The sequence below is a fragment of the Stenotrophomonas sp. I18B00994 genome, from assembly GCF_014145825.1.
In the GTDB taxonomy this organism is placed as follows: Bacteria; Pseudomonadota; Gammaproteobacteria; order Xanthomonadales; family Xanthomonadaceae; genus Stenotrophomonas; species Stenotrophomonas maltophilia.
The window spans coordinates 50,741-66,818 of sequence record NZ_JACIUW010000001.1; the positions used below are offsets into that span (position 1 = coordinate 50,741).

The 16,078-nt window shown below is 67.0% G+C and carries 13 protein-coding genes; 8 read left to right on the forward strand and 5 right to left on the reverse strand.

All coding sequences use genetic code 11. From position 1 onward, the window contains the following. The first annotated feature begins 1 nt into the window (after position 1). From H4O10_RS00255 to H4O10_RS00275, 5 genes are all read left to right on the forward strand, one after another. Complete coding sequence (locus H4O10_RS00255) at positions 2 to 553, forward strand: DUF3299 domain-containing protein (RefSeq protein ID WP_044570292.1); 552 nt, start codon at positions 2 to 4, stop codon at positions 551 to 553. After that, positions 543 to 1,163, forward strand: coding sequence for a DUF3299 domain-containing protein (locus tag H4O10_RS00260; RefSeq protein ID WP_012480401.1), 621 nt, complete (start codon positions 543 to 545; stop codon positions 1,161 to 1,163). The genes H4O10_RS00255 and H4O10_RS00260 overlap by 11 nt, the downstream gene beginning before the upstream one ends. After that, entirely contained in the window at positions 1,163 to 1,906 is a 744-nt protein-coding gene (locus H4O10_RS00265) for a hypothetical protein (RefSeq protein ID WP_012480400.1), read from the forward strand. The genes H4O10_RS00260 and H4O10_RS00265 overlap by 1 nt, the downstream gene beginning before the upstream one ends. A gap of 152 nt (positions 1,907 to 2,058) precedes the next feature. Further along, positions 2,059 to 3,591, forward strand: coding sequence for an MFS transporter (locus tag H4O10_RS00270; protein WP_049441298.1), 1,533 nt, complete (start codon positions 2,059 to 2,061; stop codon positions 3,589 to 3,591). 4 nt (positions 3,592 to 3,595) lie between these two features. Beyond that, entirely contained in the window at positions 3,596 to 4,153 is a 558-nt protein-coding gene (locus H4O10_RS00275; protein ID WP_049441301.1) for a TetR/AcrR family transcriptional regulator, read from the forward strand. A gap of 401 nt (positions 4,154 to 4,554) precedes the next feature. Here the strand turns inward: H4O10_RS00275 and H4O10_RS00280 are convergent, their stop codons facing one another. Then, positions 4,555 to 5,436, reverse strand: coding sequence for an AraC family transcriptional regulator (locus H4O10_RS00280; RefSeq protein WP_012480397.1), 882 nt, complete (start codon positions 5,434 to 5,436; stop codon positions 4,555 to 4,557). Positions 5,437 to 5,542: 106 nt separating this feature from the next. On the opposite strand from H4O10_RS00280, the gene H4O10_RS00285 reads away from it, so the two are divergent. After that, positions 5,543 to 6,079: a carboxymuconolactone decarboxylase family protein gene (locus tag H4O10_RS00285; protein ID WP_012480396.1), complete on the forward strand. Its 537-nt coding sequence runs from the start codon at positions 5,543 to 5,545 to the stop codon at positions 6,077 to 6,079. 904 nt (positions 6,080 to 6,983) lie between these two features. Here the strand turns inward: H4O10_RS00285 and fdhD are convergent. Further along, positions 6,984 to 7,823 carry a formate dehydrogenase accessory sulfurtransferase FdhD gene (gene fdhD / locus H4O10_RS00290; protein WP_012480395.1) on the reverse strand — a complete coding sequence of 280 codons (840 nt, stop codon included), beginning with the start codon at positions 7,821 to 7,823 and terminating at the stop codon, positions 6,984 to 6,986. 244 nt (positions 7,824 to 8,067) lie between these two features. Here fdhD and H4O10_RS00295 point away from each other — a divergent pair, with 244 nt between their 5' ends. Then, the gene (locus H4O10_RS00295; RefSeq protein WP_012480394.1) at positions 8,068 to 10,350 is read left to right on the forward strand and encodes an FdhF/YdeP family oxidoreductase; all 2,283 of its coding nucleotides are present in this window, start codon (positions 8,068 to 8,070) and stop codon (positions 10,348 to 10,350) included. Between the two features lie 18 nt (positions 10,351 to 10,368). Here H4O10_RS00295 and H4O10_RS00300 read toward each other — a convergent pair whose 3' ends face one another. Beyond that, complete coding sequence (locus H4O10_RS00300) at positions 10,369 to 11,370, reverse strand: DUF4034 domain-containing protein (RefSeq protein ID WP_241899067.1); 1,002 nt, start codon at positions 11,368 to 11,370, stop codon at positions 10,369 to 10,371. A gap of 651 nt (positions 11,371 to 12,021) precedes the next feature. Between H4O10_RS00300 and H4O10_RS00305 the strand changes: the two genes are divergently transcribed. Next, positions 12,022 to 12,558, forward strand: a complete 537-nt coding sequence (locus H4O10_RS00305) for a DUF411 domain-containing protein (RefSeq protein WP_012480391.1) — start codon at positions 12,022 to 12,024, stop codon at positions 12,556 to 12,558. A 122-nt stretch (positions 12,559 to 12,680) separates the two neighbouring features. On the opposite strand, the gene blaL1 is transcribed toward H4O10_RS00305, so the two are convergent. Next, a complete protein-coding gene (gene blaL1, locus H4O10_RS00310) occupies positions 12,681 to 13,553 on the reverse strand; it encodes a L1 family subclass B3 metallo-beta-lactamase (RefSeq protein WP_012480390.1) in 873 nt (290 codons plus the stop codon). Between the two features lie 95 nt (positions 13,554 to 13,648). Then, complete coding sequence (locus H4O10_RS00315; RefSeq protein ID WP_049417713.1) at positions 13,649 to 16,078, reverse strand: TonB-dependent receptor; 2,430 nt, start codon at positions 16,076 to 16,078, stop codon at positions 13,649 to 13,651.

A 16,078-nucleotide genomic window follows, 5' to 3' on the forward strand; every position in this document is an offset into this window, starting at 1 on the left:
CATGCGCTGGATGCTGTCGCTGCCGATGGTACTGGCCCTGGTTGCCTGCGAGCGGCCGGTGGATACCGGTGTGCAGGCCCTGCCACCCGCGCCGGTTGTCGACCGCGCTGACGCTGCGGATGCGGCAGAGCAGGAGCTGGACTGGCTGCAGATGATGCCCAAGGACGAGCTGGCCGCGCTGGAACGCGGCGAGGGCCCGGAAGTCGAACACAACGGCAACCGGCGCATGCCGCAGTTCGGCACCTTCCGCACCGTGGACACGGTGCTGCAGCGGCCGGTGCGCCTGCCGGGCTACGTGGTACCACTGGCCAACGCGCAGGACGGGCGGCTGACCGAATTCCTGTTCGTGCCGTACTACGGCGCCTGCATCCATGTGCCACCACCGCCGCCGAACCAGATCGTGCACGTGGTGCTGCCGCGCCCGATCGACATGCCTGACATGTATTCGCCGTTCTTCCTGGCCGGCACCTTGCATGCCGAACGCTTGGACGACGATCTGGCCGGTTCGGCCTACACCATGCGTGACGCACAGCTGAGGCCGTATGAACCGTAGTCACCTGTTGCTGGCGTTGGGATGCCTGTGGTTGGCGGGCTGCACGGCGCCTGGCGGCGATGCGGTGGGGGTCACGCCGCAGGACAAACCGGCGCCCTCCGCCACGGCCGAAGCCCCCATCGACCGTTGGGACGCGTTGCGACCCGACGAGGTCACCTACCAGCGCCCACCCCCGCAGATCGGCCTGTCACGCAATGGCATGGACGGCGTGGGTGGCCTGATCGACGACACCGGCTCGGGCACGCCACCGGGGCTGGAGATCGACCATTCCAGCCCGGATCGCGCCAAGCAGTTCGGCTCTTCGCGGGTGGTCGATGCTGTCGATGGTCGCACGGTGGATCTGGATGGCTACGTGGTACCGCTCGGCACCAACGATGCAGGATTGGTGGATGAACTGCTGTTCGTGCCGTTCTACGGCGCGTGCATCCACGTGCCGCCACCGCCGCCGAACCAGATCATCCACGTGACCCTAGGCACGCCGATCGCGCTGGGCGATCTCTGGGATCCATACCGGCTTGCCGGCCGCCTGCAGGTGAAGCGTTTCGACGCGGACATCGCCAGCGCGTCCTACGATGCCGCTGCGGCCACGCTGACGGCGATCCGCAACTGATGCGCAGGCGATGGATCATGGCTGCCGGGGTGCTGCTGGGCGCGGTGGTGCTGCTGTGGTGGCAGCGGCAGCGCGCACCCATCGCGCCGCCTGCGGTCGCGTTTCCGGCGCCGACGTCCAATGCCAGCCAGCGCATCGAACAGCGCCTGGGTGACGACCACGCATTCCGCAACGACGTGCTGTTCCTGCTTGCGGCAACAGTGCGCGACCGCTGCCAGCCAGCGCAGGCGGGACTGCTGGCGCGCATGGCCAATCGTGCATCGCTGCCGGTGCTGGCGGCAGTCAGCGCGGTGACCCGGCAGGATCCATCGCTGGACCGGCCGATCTACCAGTACATCCAGCACCGCGCCGATGCGACGCAGTGCGGGCAGCCGCTGCAGATGCCGTTGGCCGGTGGGCGCAGCATGGCGGTGGATATCGAACAGTACGCGCGCACGTTCCCGGACAGCTACTTCGACCCGCAACGCAGCAGCGAACCGCGGGATTTCGGTGGACTGCCGCTGCAGCAGCGCGCCGGCAACGCCTGCAACAGCGTGGTGTACTCGGTGCTGCCGCTGGGTGGCACCGACTGGCGGTGCAGCAGCCTGCGCGCGAATGCCCGTGTGCGCGTGCGCGGCCTGTGCGAGGACGAACTGCGGCGCCAGCATGGTGACATTGGTGGCGAGCTGGACGCCGCCGTAGGGCAGGGGATGCAGGCGGCGGTGGTATCGGCCATCGCCGCGCTGCCGGAAGACTGCCGGTGAGCGTCTAGCAGTAGAGCCAGGCCACGCCTGGCTGGCGGTTCCGACGAGCAGGCTCGCCTCTACAAAAGCTGAATCGGCTGGCTCTCAAGGTCAGAACTATACAGGACATCCTGTATAGTTATGATCGTACTCCACCCCCATCAGGTTCTCCCATGGCTTTGTCCCAGCCCTTGGCCGGTGCTCCGGCCCTGTCGCGTGCCCGTCGCTGGGCACTGTTGTTCACCGTCGCCGCCGGCCTGCTGCTGGTCACGCTCGACAACTCCGTGCTCTACACCGCGCTGCCGACGCTGACCGAGGAACTCTCGGCCAGTGCCGGACAGGCGCTGTGGATCATCAACGCCTATCCGCTGGTGATGGCCGGCCTGCTGCTGGGTGCGGGCACGCTGGGCGACCGCATCGGCCATCGCCGCATGTTCCTGATCGGCCTGGTGGTGTTCGGCGTCGCCTCGCTGGCAGCGGCGTTCGCCGACACCGCAGCGCAGCTGATTGCCGCACGCGCGTTCCTGGCGATCGGCGCGGCCGCGATGATGCCGGCCACGCTGGCGCTGATCGGCCTGAGCTTCCACGAAGAGCGCGAACGCAACATCGCCATCGCGATCTGGGGTTCGGTGGCCATCGTCGGTGCGGCGCTCGGCCCGATCATTGGCGGCTGGCTGCTGCAGCACTTCTGGTGGGGCTCGGTGTTCCTGATCAACGTGCCGGTGGTGGTGGTCGCGTTCGTGGCCACGCTGCTGCTGGCGCCGGAAGGACAGCGCGACACCTCGCGGCCATGGGACCTTGTGTCCTCGGTGCTGGCATTGGCGGCACTGTCCGGCCTGGTGCTGGCGATCAAGTCGCTGATCGCTACGCCGCCGTCGTATGCGCTGGGCGCGGGCGCGCTGCTGTTGGCCGTCATCAGCGGCGCGGCGTTCGCGCGCCGCCAGCAACAGCTGCCGTACCCGCTGCTGGACTTCGCGATCTTCCGCAACCCGGCGTTCCTGGCCGGCACGCTGTCGGCGGTGTTCACCCTGTTCGCGATGGCCGGCCTGCAGCTGGTCACCACCCAGCGCTTCCAGCTGGTTGCAGGCTTCACGCCGCTGCAGGCGGGCCTGCTGGTCTCGGTGGCGGCAATGGGCAGCCTTCCGAGCGCGCTGCTGGGCGGCAGCATCCTGCACCGGGTGGGCCTGCGCCCGCTGATCTGTGGTGGCCTGGCCGCAGGTGCGCTGGGCGTCGGCGTGGTGGCGTTCGGCTTTCCGCACGGCCTTGGCTGGGTGGTGGCTGGTATGGCCATCACCGGCTTCGGCATGGGTTCGGCCATCTCGGTGGCATCCACCGCCATCCTCAACAATGTGCCGGCACACCGCGCAGGCATGGCCTCGTCGGTCGAAGAGGTGTCCTACGAATTCGGCGGCCTGCTGGCGGTGGCGATGCTGGGCAGCCTGAGCGCCGCGATGTACAGCGCGTTCCTGCCGGTCTCGGCCGATATGCCGGTGCTCGCCCGCGGGGGGTTCACCCAGGCGCTGCATGTCGCGCGCGAGAGCGGGCAGGGTGAGTGGTTCGCACTGGCTGCGGCCGCATATGACCGTGGCTACCAGATCGTGCTGCTGGTGATCACCGTAGTGCTGGCGCTGGGCGCGACGATCCTGGCGCGCCTGCTGCGCGGCCGCGTTGGCAGCCGCGAAGGTGCGGCCGATCGCGTAAAATGAAGCGATGAGAACCAGCAAGCGCGACCGCATCCTCGACGCCGCCGTCAACGTGATCAATCGTGATGGCGTGCGAGCGGTGACCTTCGAGTCGGTGGCGGCCGAGGCCAAGCTGACCCGCGGCGGCCTGCTGTACCACTTCCCGTCGCGCGAGGCGCTGCTGCGCGGCATCGACGAGCACCTGGTGCATGCCTGGGAAACGTCGATGGAAACGCTGCTGGGCAAGCGCGCGGATGAAGCGACGGCACTGGAGCGCTACCAGACCTTCGTGCGTGTCTCGGCGCAGAGTGCCACCCGTGCCGAACTGATGTTCATGCTCGAATCGGCGGACCCGGACGCCGATGAGCGTCCGTGGGGACCGGCGGTGCGGCGCTGGGCACCATCCGCGCCGGAGGCCGGGAATGTCGATCCGACGACGCTCGACAATTTCGTGGCGCGACTGGCCGCCGATGGCCTGTGGATCTACGAGGCGATGTACGAAGGCCAGCTGGACGAAGGCGTGCGCGCCCGTGTTGCCGAGCGCATCGCCGGGTTGTTGGCGAAGTCTGACGGAACCTCCAGTTGAGCGGCCAGCCGGCGCGCAGACATCGCCCGTGGTAGAGCCGACCGTTAGTCGGCTGCCCTTCGGTCAGGCCACGAAAATGCCGCTTCGGTAGAGTCGACTGTCAGTCGACTGCTCTTCGGTCAGACAACGAAAACCCCGCGCTTCGCGCGTTAGTCGACTGACAGTCGACTCTACCCCTCGCGCGTCTGCCCAGTCTGGCCCCCAGCCGCTTGCGGAACGCCTTCGACAGCGAGCAGACATCACCCGTGGTAGAGCCGACCGCTGGTCGGCTGCCCTTCGGTCAGGCCACGAAAATGCGCTTCGGTAGAGTCGACTGTCAGTCGACTGCCCTTCGGTCAGACAACGAAAATCCCGCGCTTCGCGCGCTAGTCGACTGACAGTCAACTCTACCCCTCGCGCGTCTACCCAGCCTGCGCGACGCTCGCGACCAGCCACGCCCTCGGCGACGCTCCCAGCCGCTTGCGGAACGCCTTCGACAGGGAGGCGGTATCGGCAAACCCCAGCTCGATCGCCACTTGCTTGACCGCCACGCCTGCCCGCAGCTGCGCGCAGGCCAAGCTCAGCCGCCAGTCCAGCAGATAAGCGGCCGGCGTCGCCTGCATCACCTCCTTGAACACGGCCGCGAACGCGCTGCGCGACATGCCGGCAGTCGCAGCCATGCGCGGCAGCGTCCATTCGTCCTGCGGCGCCTGGTGCATCGCCACCAGCGTACGGGCCAGCCGCGCATCGGACAGCCCGCGCATCAGCCCATGGCTGACGCCCGCCGCTTCCGGGTGGTCCACCACCCAGCGCAGGATCTGGATCAGCGCCACCTCGAACAGGCGGTTGGTCAGTAGCCGGGAACCGCAGCGCTGGCGATCGGCCTCGGCGAACAGCAGGTGCAGGGTGTCATCCAGTTCGCCGATCGCCGCCAGCGGCACCACCATCACCGGTGGCAGCGACTGCACGATCGGATTGCGCGCGCCGCCATCGAAGTCCAGCGTGGCGCAGGTGAAATCCGGGCCATCCAGCGGTGCGTTGAAGAACACATGGTGCAGCGGCTGCGGATACAGCAGCAGGCTGGGTGTGTCGATCTTCAACCGGGGCAGCGCGATATCGCCTCCGGGATGACGGACCTCCATTTCACCCTGGCGCAGGATGTGCAGGAAGGCACGACCGGGCTGCGGTTCGAAGACGTGGCGCCCGCACAGCGGACCGCTGTGGAACAGCGCGGCCTGCACCCGGAAGCGTTCCAGCAGGGAGGAGAGGCGGTCGGGCGCGGAAGTGTCGGCGGACACGTTCATGGATGAATGGACAACATATGTGGTTTATTGCGCCTGATTCGTCCATGGAGTCTACCTAGGATGAGCGGGTCGTCCAATCCCGGGCGCTTTCCCAAGGAGATCCACCATGTCCCGTGTCCCCCTGATCGATGCCGCCAATACCACCGCCGACCGTCAGGCCCTGCTGGGCCAGGTCCACGCCGCCTTCGGCGCCACCCCGGCCATGTTCCGTGCCGTGGCCAATTCGCCGGCCGCGCTGCAGAGCATGTGGGGTTCGTTCGGCGCGCTGGGCGGCGGTCGCCTGTCGCCGCTGCTGGGCGAGCAGATCGCCGTGGCCATTGCCAACCGCAATGCCTGCGAGTACTGCCTGGCCGCGCACACCGCGCTGGGCCGCAAGGCCGGCGCCAGCGGCGAGCAGATGGCCGCAGCGCAGATCGGCCAGTCCAGCGATCCGGCCACCTCGGCGGCATTGGACTTCGTGCTGAAGGTGGTCGATCAACGAGCGCAGATTGCCGATGGCGATGTGCAGGCGTTGCGTGCGGCTGGCTTCGATGATGAGCAGATCGTTGAGATCCTCGCCCACGTCGCGCTCAACCTGTTCACCAACTACGTCAACGTAGCATTCGACGTCCCGGTGGACTTCCCGAAGGTCGCGCTGCGCTGAGATCTGGCCTGGCCCGGATGGCAGTGGTCGCCCGGGCAGGTCTGAATGGAGCCGACGGGGTAGAGTCGACTGTCAGTCGACTATCGCGCGCAGCGCGGGGTTTTCGGGGGGGCTGAACGAAGAGCAGTCGACTGACAGTCGATTCTACAACGCAGCGTTTGACGTGCCGGTGGACTTCCCGAAGGTCGCGCTGCGCTGAGATCTGGCCTGGCCCGGGTGGCAGTGGTCGCCCGGGCCGGTCTGATTGGAGCCGACCGGGTAGAGTCGACTGTCAGTCGACTATCGCGCGCAGCGCGGGGTTTTCGGGGAGGCTGAACGAAGAGCAGTCGATTGACAGTCGACTCTACAACGCAGCGTTTGACGTGCCGGTGGACTTCCCGAAGGTCGCGCTGCGCTGAGATCTGGCCTGGCCCGGGTGGCAGTGGTCGCCCGGGCCGGTCTGAATGGAGCCGACCGGGTAGAGTCGACTGTCAGTCGACTATCGCGCGCAGCGCGGGGTTTTCGGGGGCTGAACGAAGAGCAGTCGACTGACAGTCGACTCTACAACGCAGCGTTCGACGTGCCGGTGGACTTCCCGAAGGTGGCGCTGCGCTGAGATCTGGCCTGGCCCGGGTGGCAGCGGGCCGCGCGGGCAGGTCTGAATGGAGCCGACCGGGTAGAGTCGACTGTCAGTCGACTATCGCGCGCAGCGCGGGGTTTTCGGGGAGGCTGAACGAAGAGCAGTCGACTGACAGTCGACTCTACAACGCAGCGTTTGACGTGCCGGTGGACTTCCCGAAGGTCGCGCTGCGCTGAGATCTGGCCTGGCCCGGGTGGCAGTGGTCGCCCGGGCCGGTCTGAATGGAGCCGACGGGGTAGAGTCGACTGTCAGTCGACTATCGCGCGCAGCGCGGGGTTTTCGGGGCTACTTGTCGTCTGCCTGCAGCCGCTCGGGATGGGTATACACATTGAACCCGCTTTCCCGTGCGAACCCGACCAGGCACAGGCCGGCACTGCGGGCCAGGTCGATCGCCAGCGCGGTCGGCGCCGAAACCGCCGCCAGCACGCTGGCTCCCGCACGCGCTGCCTTGCTCACCATTTCGTAGCTGGCGCGGCTGGAAATCACCAGCAACCCACCGTCGATGGCGTGCTCGTTGTGATGCAGGGCGCCGATCAGCTTGTCCAGTGCATTGTGGCGACCCACGTCCTCGCGTACCCAACCGATGCGCCCACTGGCGTCGGCCCAGGCCGCGGCGTGGACCGAACCGCTTGCCGCATTCATCGGCTGGTGCTGCGCCAAGGTCGCCACCGCCCGCTGCAGGGCGGTGGCGGAATAGCTGCGGCGTTCGCGGATCTGCGGCAGCGGCCGCAGCACTTCCTCCAGCTGGCGCGTGCCGCACAGGCCGCAGCCACCGCGGCCGGGCAGCAGGCGCCCGTTGGCCGGATCCAGATCGGCACCGGGTGCATCCTCGGTCACGGTCATCTGCAGCTCGATGCCTTCCAGTTGCGGTCGTACCTCGATGGCCAGCAGTTGGGCAGGCGTAGCGATCAATCCCTCGCTGAGCGAGAAGCCCAGCGCAAAGTCCTCCAGGTCGCAGGGCGTGGCCATCATCACCGCGAAGGCGGCGCCGTTGTAACGCAGCGCCACCGGCACTTCCTCGGCCACCACGTCGACCAGGGGCTGTCGCCCCTCGCTGCGCCAGCGCTGCAACGGGCGCTGGGCCGTGCCGGCAGGCGGGGCGTGCGGTGGGGTCGAATCAGGCATGCAGCGCGTCCGGACAAGGGAGATACGCAGGTGGTGGACCACCCACGCCATCGAGAATAGCGCAGTGGCCATGCGCTGACGCAGGTGTAACCGTTGTCATGGCAGGCTGCGCTGAAAACAGCGCGCACCCACTGGCGAAGCCGTGCAGGCCGTGTTTGACTGTGGGGCTGGCTGTGCGTCCGAAAGCGCCGCCGGACCGCGTTGTGCCCATTGTTGCCGCGTTCCTCCCGTCAGGTTCCCGAACATGTCCGAGCAGAAGCCGCCGCGTTACAAGGCCTACAACCAGCCCGCCGGTGGTTGGGGTGCCGCCGGAGCCACCGCCAAGGTGCTGCTGCAGCAGAGTGTGATCGGCAAGGGGTCGAAGGCGTTGCTGGCGATGAACCAGCCCGGTGGCTTCAAGTGCCCCAGCTGCGCCTTCCCCGATGCCGACGAACGCAAGAAGCTGGAGTTCTGCGAGAACGGCGCGAAGGCACTGGCCTGGGAAGCCACCCAGTTCCGTGCCGGTCGTGAGCTGTTCGCCCGGCATACCGTTACCGAGCTGATGGCGCAGACCGACTACTGGCTGGAGATGCAGGGCCGGTTGACCGAGCCGATGCGCTACGACGCGGCCACCGATCACTACGTGCCGTGCAGCTGGGACGATGCCTTCGCACTGATCGGCCGCCACCTGCAGGCGCTGGACAGCCCGCACCAGGCCGAGTTCTATACCTCCGGACGCACGCCCAACGAAGCGGCGTTCCTGTATTCGATCTTCGTGCGCGAGTTCGGCACCAATAATTTTCCGGACTGCTCGAACATGTGCCACGAGCCGACCAGCCGCGGCCTGCCGCCGGCCATCGGGGTGGGCAAGGGCACCATCGTGCTGCAGGATTTCGAGCACGCCGAGGCGATCTTCGTGATCGGCCAGAACACCGGCACCAATTCACCGCGGATGATGAGCAACCTGGTCGAGGCGCGCAAACGCGGCATTCCGATCGTGGCGGTCAACCCGATGCCCGAGCGCGCGCTGATCCGCTTCGCCGAGCCGCAGGACATGGTGCAGATGGCCACGTTCGGTTCGACCGAGATCACCAGCGAGTTCGTGCACATCCGCATCGGCGGCGACCTGGCCCTGATCAAGGGCATGATGAAGGTGATGTTCGAGCGCGAGGCGCAGGGTGAGCGTGTGCTCGACCATGCATTCCTCGCCGAACACACGGTGGGCCTCGAGGCGCTGCGCGAAGAAGTGATGGCGCAGGACTGGGACGAGATCGTGCAGGTGTCCGGCATTTCGCAGGCGCAGATCCGTCGCTGTGCGGAGATCTACATCCGCTCCAATGCCACCGTGATCTGCTACGGCATGGGGCTGACCCAGCACCAGTACGGCTCGCGCCTGCTGCAGCAGGTCGCCAACCTGCTGTTGCTGCGTGGCAACTTCGGCAAGCCCGGTGCTGGCATCGGGCCGATCCGGGGCCATTCCAATGTGCAGGGCGACCGCACCGTCGGCATCGACGAGAAGCCCAAGCCGGCCTATCTCGACCGTGTGCAGCAGGTGTTCGGCTTCGACCCGCCGCGTGAGCATGGCCACCATGTGGTCGAATCCATCGAGGCGATGCTGGACGGCAGCGCCAAGGTGTTCATCGGCCTGGGTGGCAACTTCATTCATGCCGTGCCCGATACGCCGCGCGCGTACGAGGCAATGCGTGGGCTGGACCTGACCGTGGGCATCGCCACCAAGCTCAACCGTGGGCACCTGGTTCATGGCCGCGATGCGCTGATCCTGCCGGTGGTGGCGCGCTCGGAGCGCATCGTCACGCCGGCCGGCGAGCAGTTCGTCACCATCGAAGACGCGATGTCCAATGTGACCGCCTCGCGTGGCGTGCTCGAACCAGTCAGCGCCGATGTGTTGCCCGAGGTCGAGATTGTCTGCCGCATGGCGATGACCGCGCTGCCGCACAGCAAGGTCGACTGGGCAGGCTGCATGCACGACTACGCACTCATCCGCGAGCTGATTGCTGCGGTGTATCCGGAGATCTACACCGGCTTCAACGAGCGCATCCAGCAGCCACACGGTTTCCATCTGGACATTCCGCCGCGCCGCCGGGTGTGGCCCACGCCCAACGGCAAGGCCAACATCCTGGTGATGCCCGGCCTGGACGTGGACGACCCCGTACATGACCCGGACATGCTGCGCTTGGCCACCGTGCGCTCGCATGACCAGTACAACACCACCATCTACAGCTACAACGACCGCTATCGCGGCGTGTACAACGATCGCATGGTGCTGTTCATGAACATCGAGGACCGGCTGGCGCGCGGGCTGGACAAGGAAGCGCGGGTCAGCCTGGAGACGATCAGCGCTGATGGCGTGCAGCGGCGCGTCGAGGGCCTGACCGTGCTGGACTACCCGATGCCGCGCGGCGCGCTGGCCGGCTACTACCCCGAACTGAACCCGTTGTTGCCGCTGGACTACTACGACCGCCTCAGCGGCACGCCGGCGGCCAAGTCGATCCCGGTGCGGATGCGGGCGATGGCGGCGGTCGCCTAGCAGTGGATGAATCCAGTCCTATGGGCCTTCGGCATGTGGGTTGGGTTCATCCAGAGCAAAGGAGCAACGGAAATAGTTGGCCGTATCCCGCCAAGCGCCAACGATCGGTTCCTGGATCTGCGCCAGCAGTTCACGGGCCTTGACGGGATCATTGGCCTGGCAGGCGAAGTACGCGAATGATTGCAGGTTCCATGGCGAGGGATAACGTGACAGCACGTCTTCGAAGCCGCGTTTCATGGTCGGCCAGTTCACTTTCGAATCGGTGAACAAACGGTCCTCGTACTCCCGCTGCGAGGCGACCCAGTAGATACGGGCGTACAGCATGTATTGGTCCTGCGGTGGGGCCGCGGCCATGACCCTGCGAGCATAGGCTTCCAGGCCAGCCGGATCGCCGCCCCACTTCGGAGCGAAATAGCGCACGGCAGCAAAGTAGAGCGGGAAGTAGCCCGGATAGCGCGCGATGCCTTCGTCATGCAATGCGAAGAAGCGGTCTGCATCCCAACTCTGTTCGATCGCCCGGTGTTCCATCGACTCGTACCAGTGCGGGTCCGTGCTGGCGATGTCCTTGTGCTTCAGCAGGTAGTCAACGGCCTGCTGCTGCAGCGCCTTGAACGGTGCCCAGTCCTCTTCCTTCACCGTATTTGCATAGCCGGGGCCGCGGATGCTCCAGCCTTGGCGGCTGAGCATCTCAGCCATGGCCAGGTGCGCCGACGGCGACCTGGGGTAGCGCGAGATCCACGCCTGCACGAGCTTCTCGCGACCCTGCCAGTAGGCCGGGTCACGGTTGCTCATGCTGAAGACATAGCCGATGCCTACGTAGTACGCCGAAAGCTTCCAGACACCACTGCTGAAGTAGCGATCCGTATCCCGGTAACGATTGGCGAGTTGCTCCAGTCTGGCGAAATCCTGCTTCTCCAGCAGTTGCTGTGCCTGCCGGGAGACTTCAGCGCGTTCGCTTGCTTCATCTTCGCTTGGTTCTTCGGCGTGGGTGATGGTCGCGCACGACAACAGCAGCACCACAAGCAGTGTTCGCATGAATCCTTTCATGAGGGGAACTCCGTGTCGGGGACAGGGGCGGGGGCGTGGCAAGGCAGGGTGGCACGATTGCCATCTCGCCATAGCAATGGGCATCGCGCAAGTCGGCCGCGTGGTTGTCAAGCTGTCAGGGTCGTTGCCAGCCCACTGAGGGTGCCTGCATCGGCTATCATCGGCGTGTGAACCTGCCTGGCCTGCTGCTGCGTTGGATGTTGCTTGTCGCCCTGGTGCTGAATGCACCGGCGCTGGCGCTCGCTGCGTCTCCGTACAGCGGCCCGTCCAGCCAGGAGCATTGCGCTGCACCGCACTCAGCCGCGATGGCTGCGGCCGGCTGCTGCGATGTTGCGGCCCCGGCGGCCTGCCAGAGTGGTGAGTGCGAATGCCCACCCGCCTGTCTTGGCATGCTGGCGACATTGAGCGGAACGCCGGCCTCGCCCTGGCGCGAAGCGCCTGTTCCGGCCAATGCCCAGCAACGCGCACCGCCGCCGAGACTCGACCCGCTGCGGCCCCCCATCGCGTGATTTCCTGCAGGCCCTACGCGCCTGCCGTAGCTGCTCGACTTCTTCTCGACTCTGCCCGCGCCTTCGATGCGCGGGCGGCGGGCTACGTTGCCCGCCTCTGCAAAGGAATCACTCAATGAACGGTACTCTCTCCCTCGGCCTGCTGCTGGGCACCGTGCTGGCCACGACCGCCTGCGCTCGTGCCGCCGAAGAATCCTCCGCGGCACCGGTCGCCAGCGAAGCACCGGCACCGGCCCAGACCAGCCCGGCCAAGATCGATCCAGCCTTGCCGGTCGCCATCGTGCACAAGACCGCCAGCTGCGGTTGCTGCGGCATCTGGGTCGACCACCTGAAGGCCGCCGGCTTCCAGGTCGATGTGCGCGACACCGATGACATGAACCCGATCAAGGTCCGCTTGGGCGTGCCGGTCGGCAAGGCCTCCTGCCATACCGCCGAGATCGGCGGTTACGTGGTCGAGGGTCACATCCCGGCCGAGGACATCAAGCGCCTGCTGGCCGAACGCCCGGCCGCGCGCGGGCTGGTGCTGCCCGGCATGCCGGCCGGTTCGCCGGGCATGGAAATGCCGGACGGCTACGTGCAGCCGTACACCGTCGAGCTGGTGCGCACCGACGGCAGCACCGAGCCGTTTGCCCAGCACGGGCAAGGTGGCTGACAGCCAGTGGTGGTGCCGGTCGGTCTGACCGGCACCTTTCCTCGCGGCCGACTTGCTCTTTACAGAGTCGAGCCGTGCTCGACTGCTCTGCGGCTCCGTCGAGCAAGCTCGACGCTTCGGAATCAGCGGGTCCCGGCCGTTTCCCTGGCCAACTGCGCGTCGAACTTCTTCTCGGCCGCATCCGCGTAGGCGTTGCAGGTCAGTGCCTCGGCGCTGGCCTTGCTGCCGACGGCGTAGTTCCAGTTGCTGGCGCCCGGATGCGGGGTGAGCAGCAGATCGCAGGGCAGCGCCCGTACCGTTGCGAAGCTGCGCTTGTAGTCCTCGATCAAGCGCGGATAACGGGGATTGCCCTTCAGCTGGTAACCCGGTGCACTCAGGCTGTCGGCGTAGGCGATGCGCACCGGCTTCCCATCGCGGGTGTCGGTCCAGGTCCAGGCGGTGCTGCCCGGGGTGTGCCCCGGCATGAAGTGCGCGGTGAATGCGATGCCGCCCACCGTGACCACTTCGCCGTCCATGATGATGCGGTCGGCGCTGGCCGGCGGATAGGTGATGCCGTCGCCAAAGTGCAGGTCGTTGCTGCCGCCGCGCGCCAGCAGCACCGCCGTTTCTGCATTGGCCGCCACATGCGCGCCGGTGCGACGCTTGAGCTCGGCGACCGGGCCGGCGTGGTCGGCATGCGCATGGCTGAGCAGGATCAATCGCAGGTCCTGCGGGGCCACGCCGCGCAGCTTCATGTTGTCCAGCAGGTGACCGGCCATCTGTGGCATGCCGCCATCCAGCAGTACTGCGCCCTCGGCGGTCTGCACCAGCAGCGCGGTCAGGTCCTCGGTGCCGATCTGCCAGGTGTGGTCGGCAACCTGCAGCGGCGCCATCGGCTGCAGCCAGGACGCATCCACGGTATAGGCCCGCAGTTGTGGCAGCGGTGCCTCGGCGGCGCTGGCGTGGACGGCCGGAAGAGCGACGGCCAGGGCGAAGGCGAGCAGGGTAAAACGCATGATCCACGTCCGCTTGAAGGAGGCCCAGAAACTAGCATGGGCCTCCTTCATCGCGTCTCGCATAGATTTCATGGCTCCCATAAGGACGCCATGGATCAGTACCGGTACTGCCATCCCAGCGTCAGCACCCGGCCGCGGCCGGAGAAATAGCTCGGGTTCGACGGCGTGGTCTGCGAGTAGTAGCTGATGTACTGCCTGTCCGCCAGGTTCTGCACGCCCAGCGTGAAGGCATGCTTGTCCAGCGTATAGCGCGCGACCAGATCCACGGTGGTGTAACCCTTGAACTCGGCCACCTGCGCGCCACGCAGGTCGAAGTCGCGGTCGAAGGCGTGACTGGCCTGCAGGCGGGTGCTCAGCTGCGGCGTCCAGCTCTGTTCCCAGAACGCAGTCAGCCGGTTCGGCGCGATGTTCACACCAGCCAGGTCGCTGTCGAGGCGACCGTCAACGTCGGCGTCGTAGCGGCCGTTGGCGCGTGCATAGCCCAGTCCGAGGCGGCTATTGCCCAACCGCAGGCGAAGGTTGCTTTCAAAGCCTTCCACGCGGGTGGCCTGGCGCTGCACCGCATAGGCATCGATGCCCGGATCGTAGATCAGCACCGAGCCCAGCTTGGATTCGGAGGTGTAGTAGGCAATGTCACCGCTGAAGCGGCCATCGTCGTACTCCAGGCCGATCTCGCGGTTGTCCGACACCACCGGTGACAGGTCGACGAGGCTGTCCACGCGTTGTCCGTCGCGGTTGATCGCGCGCAGCACGCGGCCGACGTCGGCCACGGTGTAGCCTTCCGAATACGAGGCGTAGGCGTTGAGGCGATCGTTGATGTACCAGACCGCGCCGAAGTTGGGCAGGGTCTCGCTCATGGTCGGCTTGCCGCCGGCCACCTTGCGTGCGCCGTAGCGGGGCAGGGTGGTGTAGTCACCCACTTCCAGCTCGCCCTTTTCGTAACGCAGGCCGCCGGACAGCATCAGGTGATCGGTCGGCCACCAGTGCAGCTGCAGCAGCGGTGACAGGCTCTGGTAGGTGGTCTGCGGCACCCAGTTCATGCCACTGGCCAGCAGCACCTGGTGGGTGCGGTCGCGCAGGCCGTCCAGGCCCAGGGTCACGTCCAGCGTGGTGTCGGCGATGCGGCTCCAGCTCTGGGTCAGCTTGAAGCCGCGCTTGTCCGATTCGTTCTGGGTCTGGTCCCAGGCGGCATTGGCGCCGGTGTTGCCCCAAGGATCCCATTGGCTGGCACCGTAGCGGCCTTCGAAATCGACCGCGAAGGCCTGCGCCTGGAAACGGCCGCCGAGCAGGTCGGCGGCGCTGTAGTCCACCGTCAGCGAACGCGAGCGGTTCATCGGCGGATCGAGCGGCGTATCGCCGGGAACCGAAATGGTCGGGCGACCGGTCCGGTAGTCACCGTTGATGGCCAGGTAGTTGTCCAGCCCGCGCAGTTCATAGCGGTTGGCCATGACCTGCAGGCGGTGGCCGTCGGCAATGTTCCAGCCCAGCTTGGCGAATACGTTCGATGAGGTCGAGTCCATCAGCTCGCCCTGCGCGTTGGTGCCGATCGATCGGCCCTCGCCGTCGTGGTACAGGCCCTGCTTCTCATAGGCCAGGCCGGCGACCAGGTCGAACTGCTCGCCGCGCACGCCCACCAGGGCCGAGCCGCGCTGGCCATTGTCGTCGTGGCGGCTGGGCAGGGCAGCGCTGTAGCTGACATTGGTGTCGAGCAGGAACGCACCCGGCTCACTGGGCGCACTGCGGGTGATGATGTTGACGATGCCGCCGGTACCGCCGATGCCCTGCAGCGCGTTGGCACCGTGGATGACCTCGATGCGTTCGATCATCGCCGGGTCGATGGTGTGCGAATCACGCGAGCCATCGCGCAGCGGCGTGGACTGCGGCACGCCGTCGACCATGTACAGGATGCCGCGGCCGCGCATGGTTTCGCCGTAGTTGGACATCTTCTCGCGCGCCGGGGCAAACGCCGGGATCTGCGACGACAGCACCCGCGACACATCCGAGCCCAATGCCAGCTGCTGGGCGATGTCCTCGCGGGTCAGCACCGTGATGGTATTGGGCATGGCGGTCTCGCCCTGCGGCATGCGCGCGGTCGAGGCCGAGACCGTGACGCGGGCCAGCGACGTCGTCGAGGCGGATGACGGCGCCGATGATGCGGCCCGGGCCGGGATGCGCGGCTTCGCCGGCGCTGGCGCGGCACTCACCACGAACACCCCTGGCGAACGTTCCTGCATCGCCAGGCCTTGGCCTGCCAGCAGCCGCTGCAGGGCCTCACGCGGGGTGTAGCGGCCATCAACAGCCGGGGCGCTGCGGCCGCTCACGCTGTCGGCGGCGAACAGCAGCTGGATGCCACTCTGCCGCGCCAGCGCAGTGAGCGAGGCCTGCAACGGGCCGGCCGGCAGGTGCAGCTCGACGGGCGCGGATGCAGCGGTCTGCGCAGTGGCGGGCAGGGCCGCACAGAGGCAGGCAGCGAGCAGGGTAGGGGCCAGCCGGCGCAGGGCGGCAGGCGGAACAGGGCGGGTCAT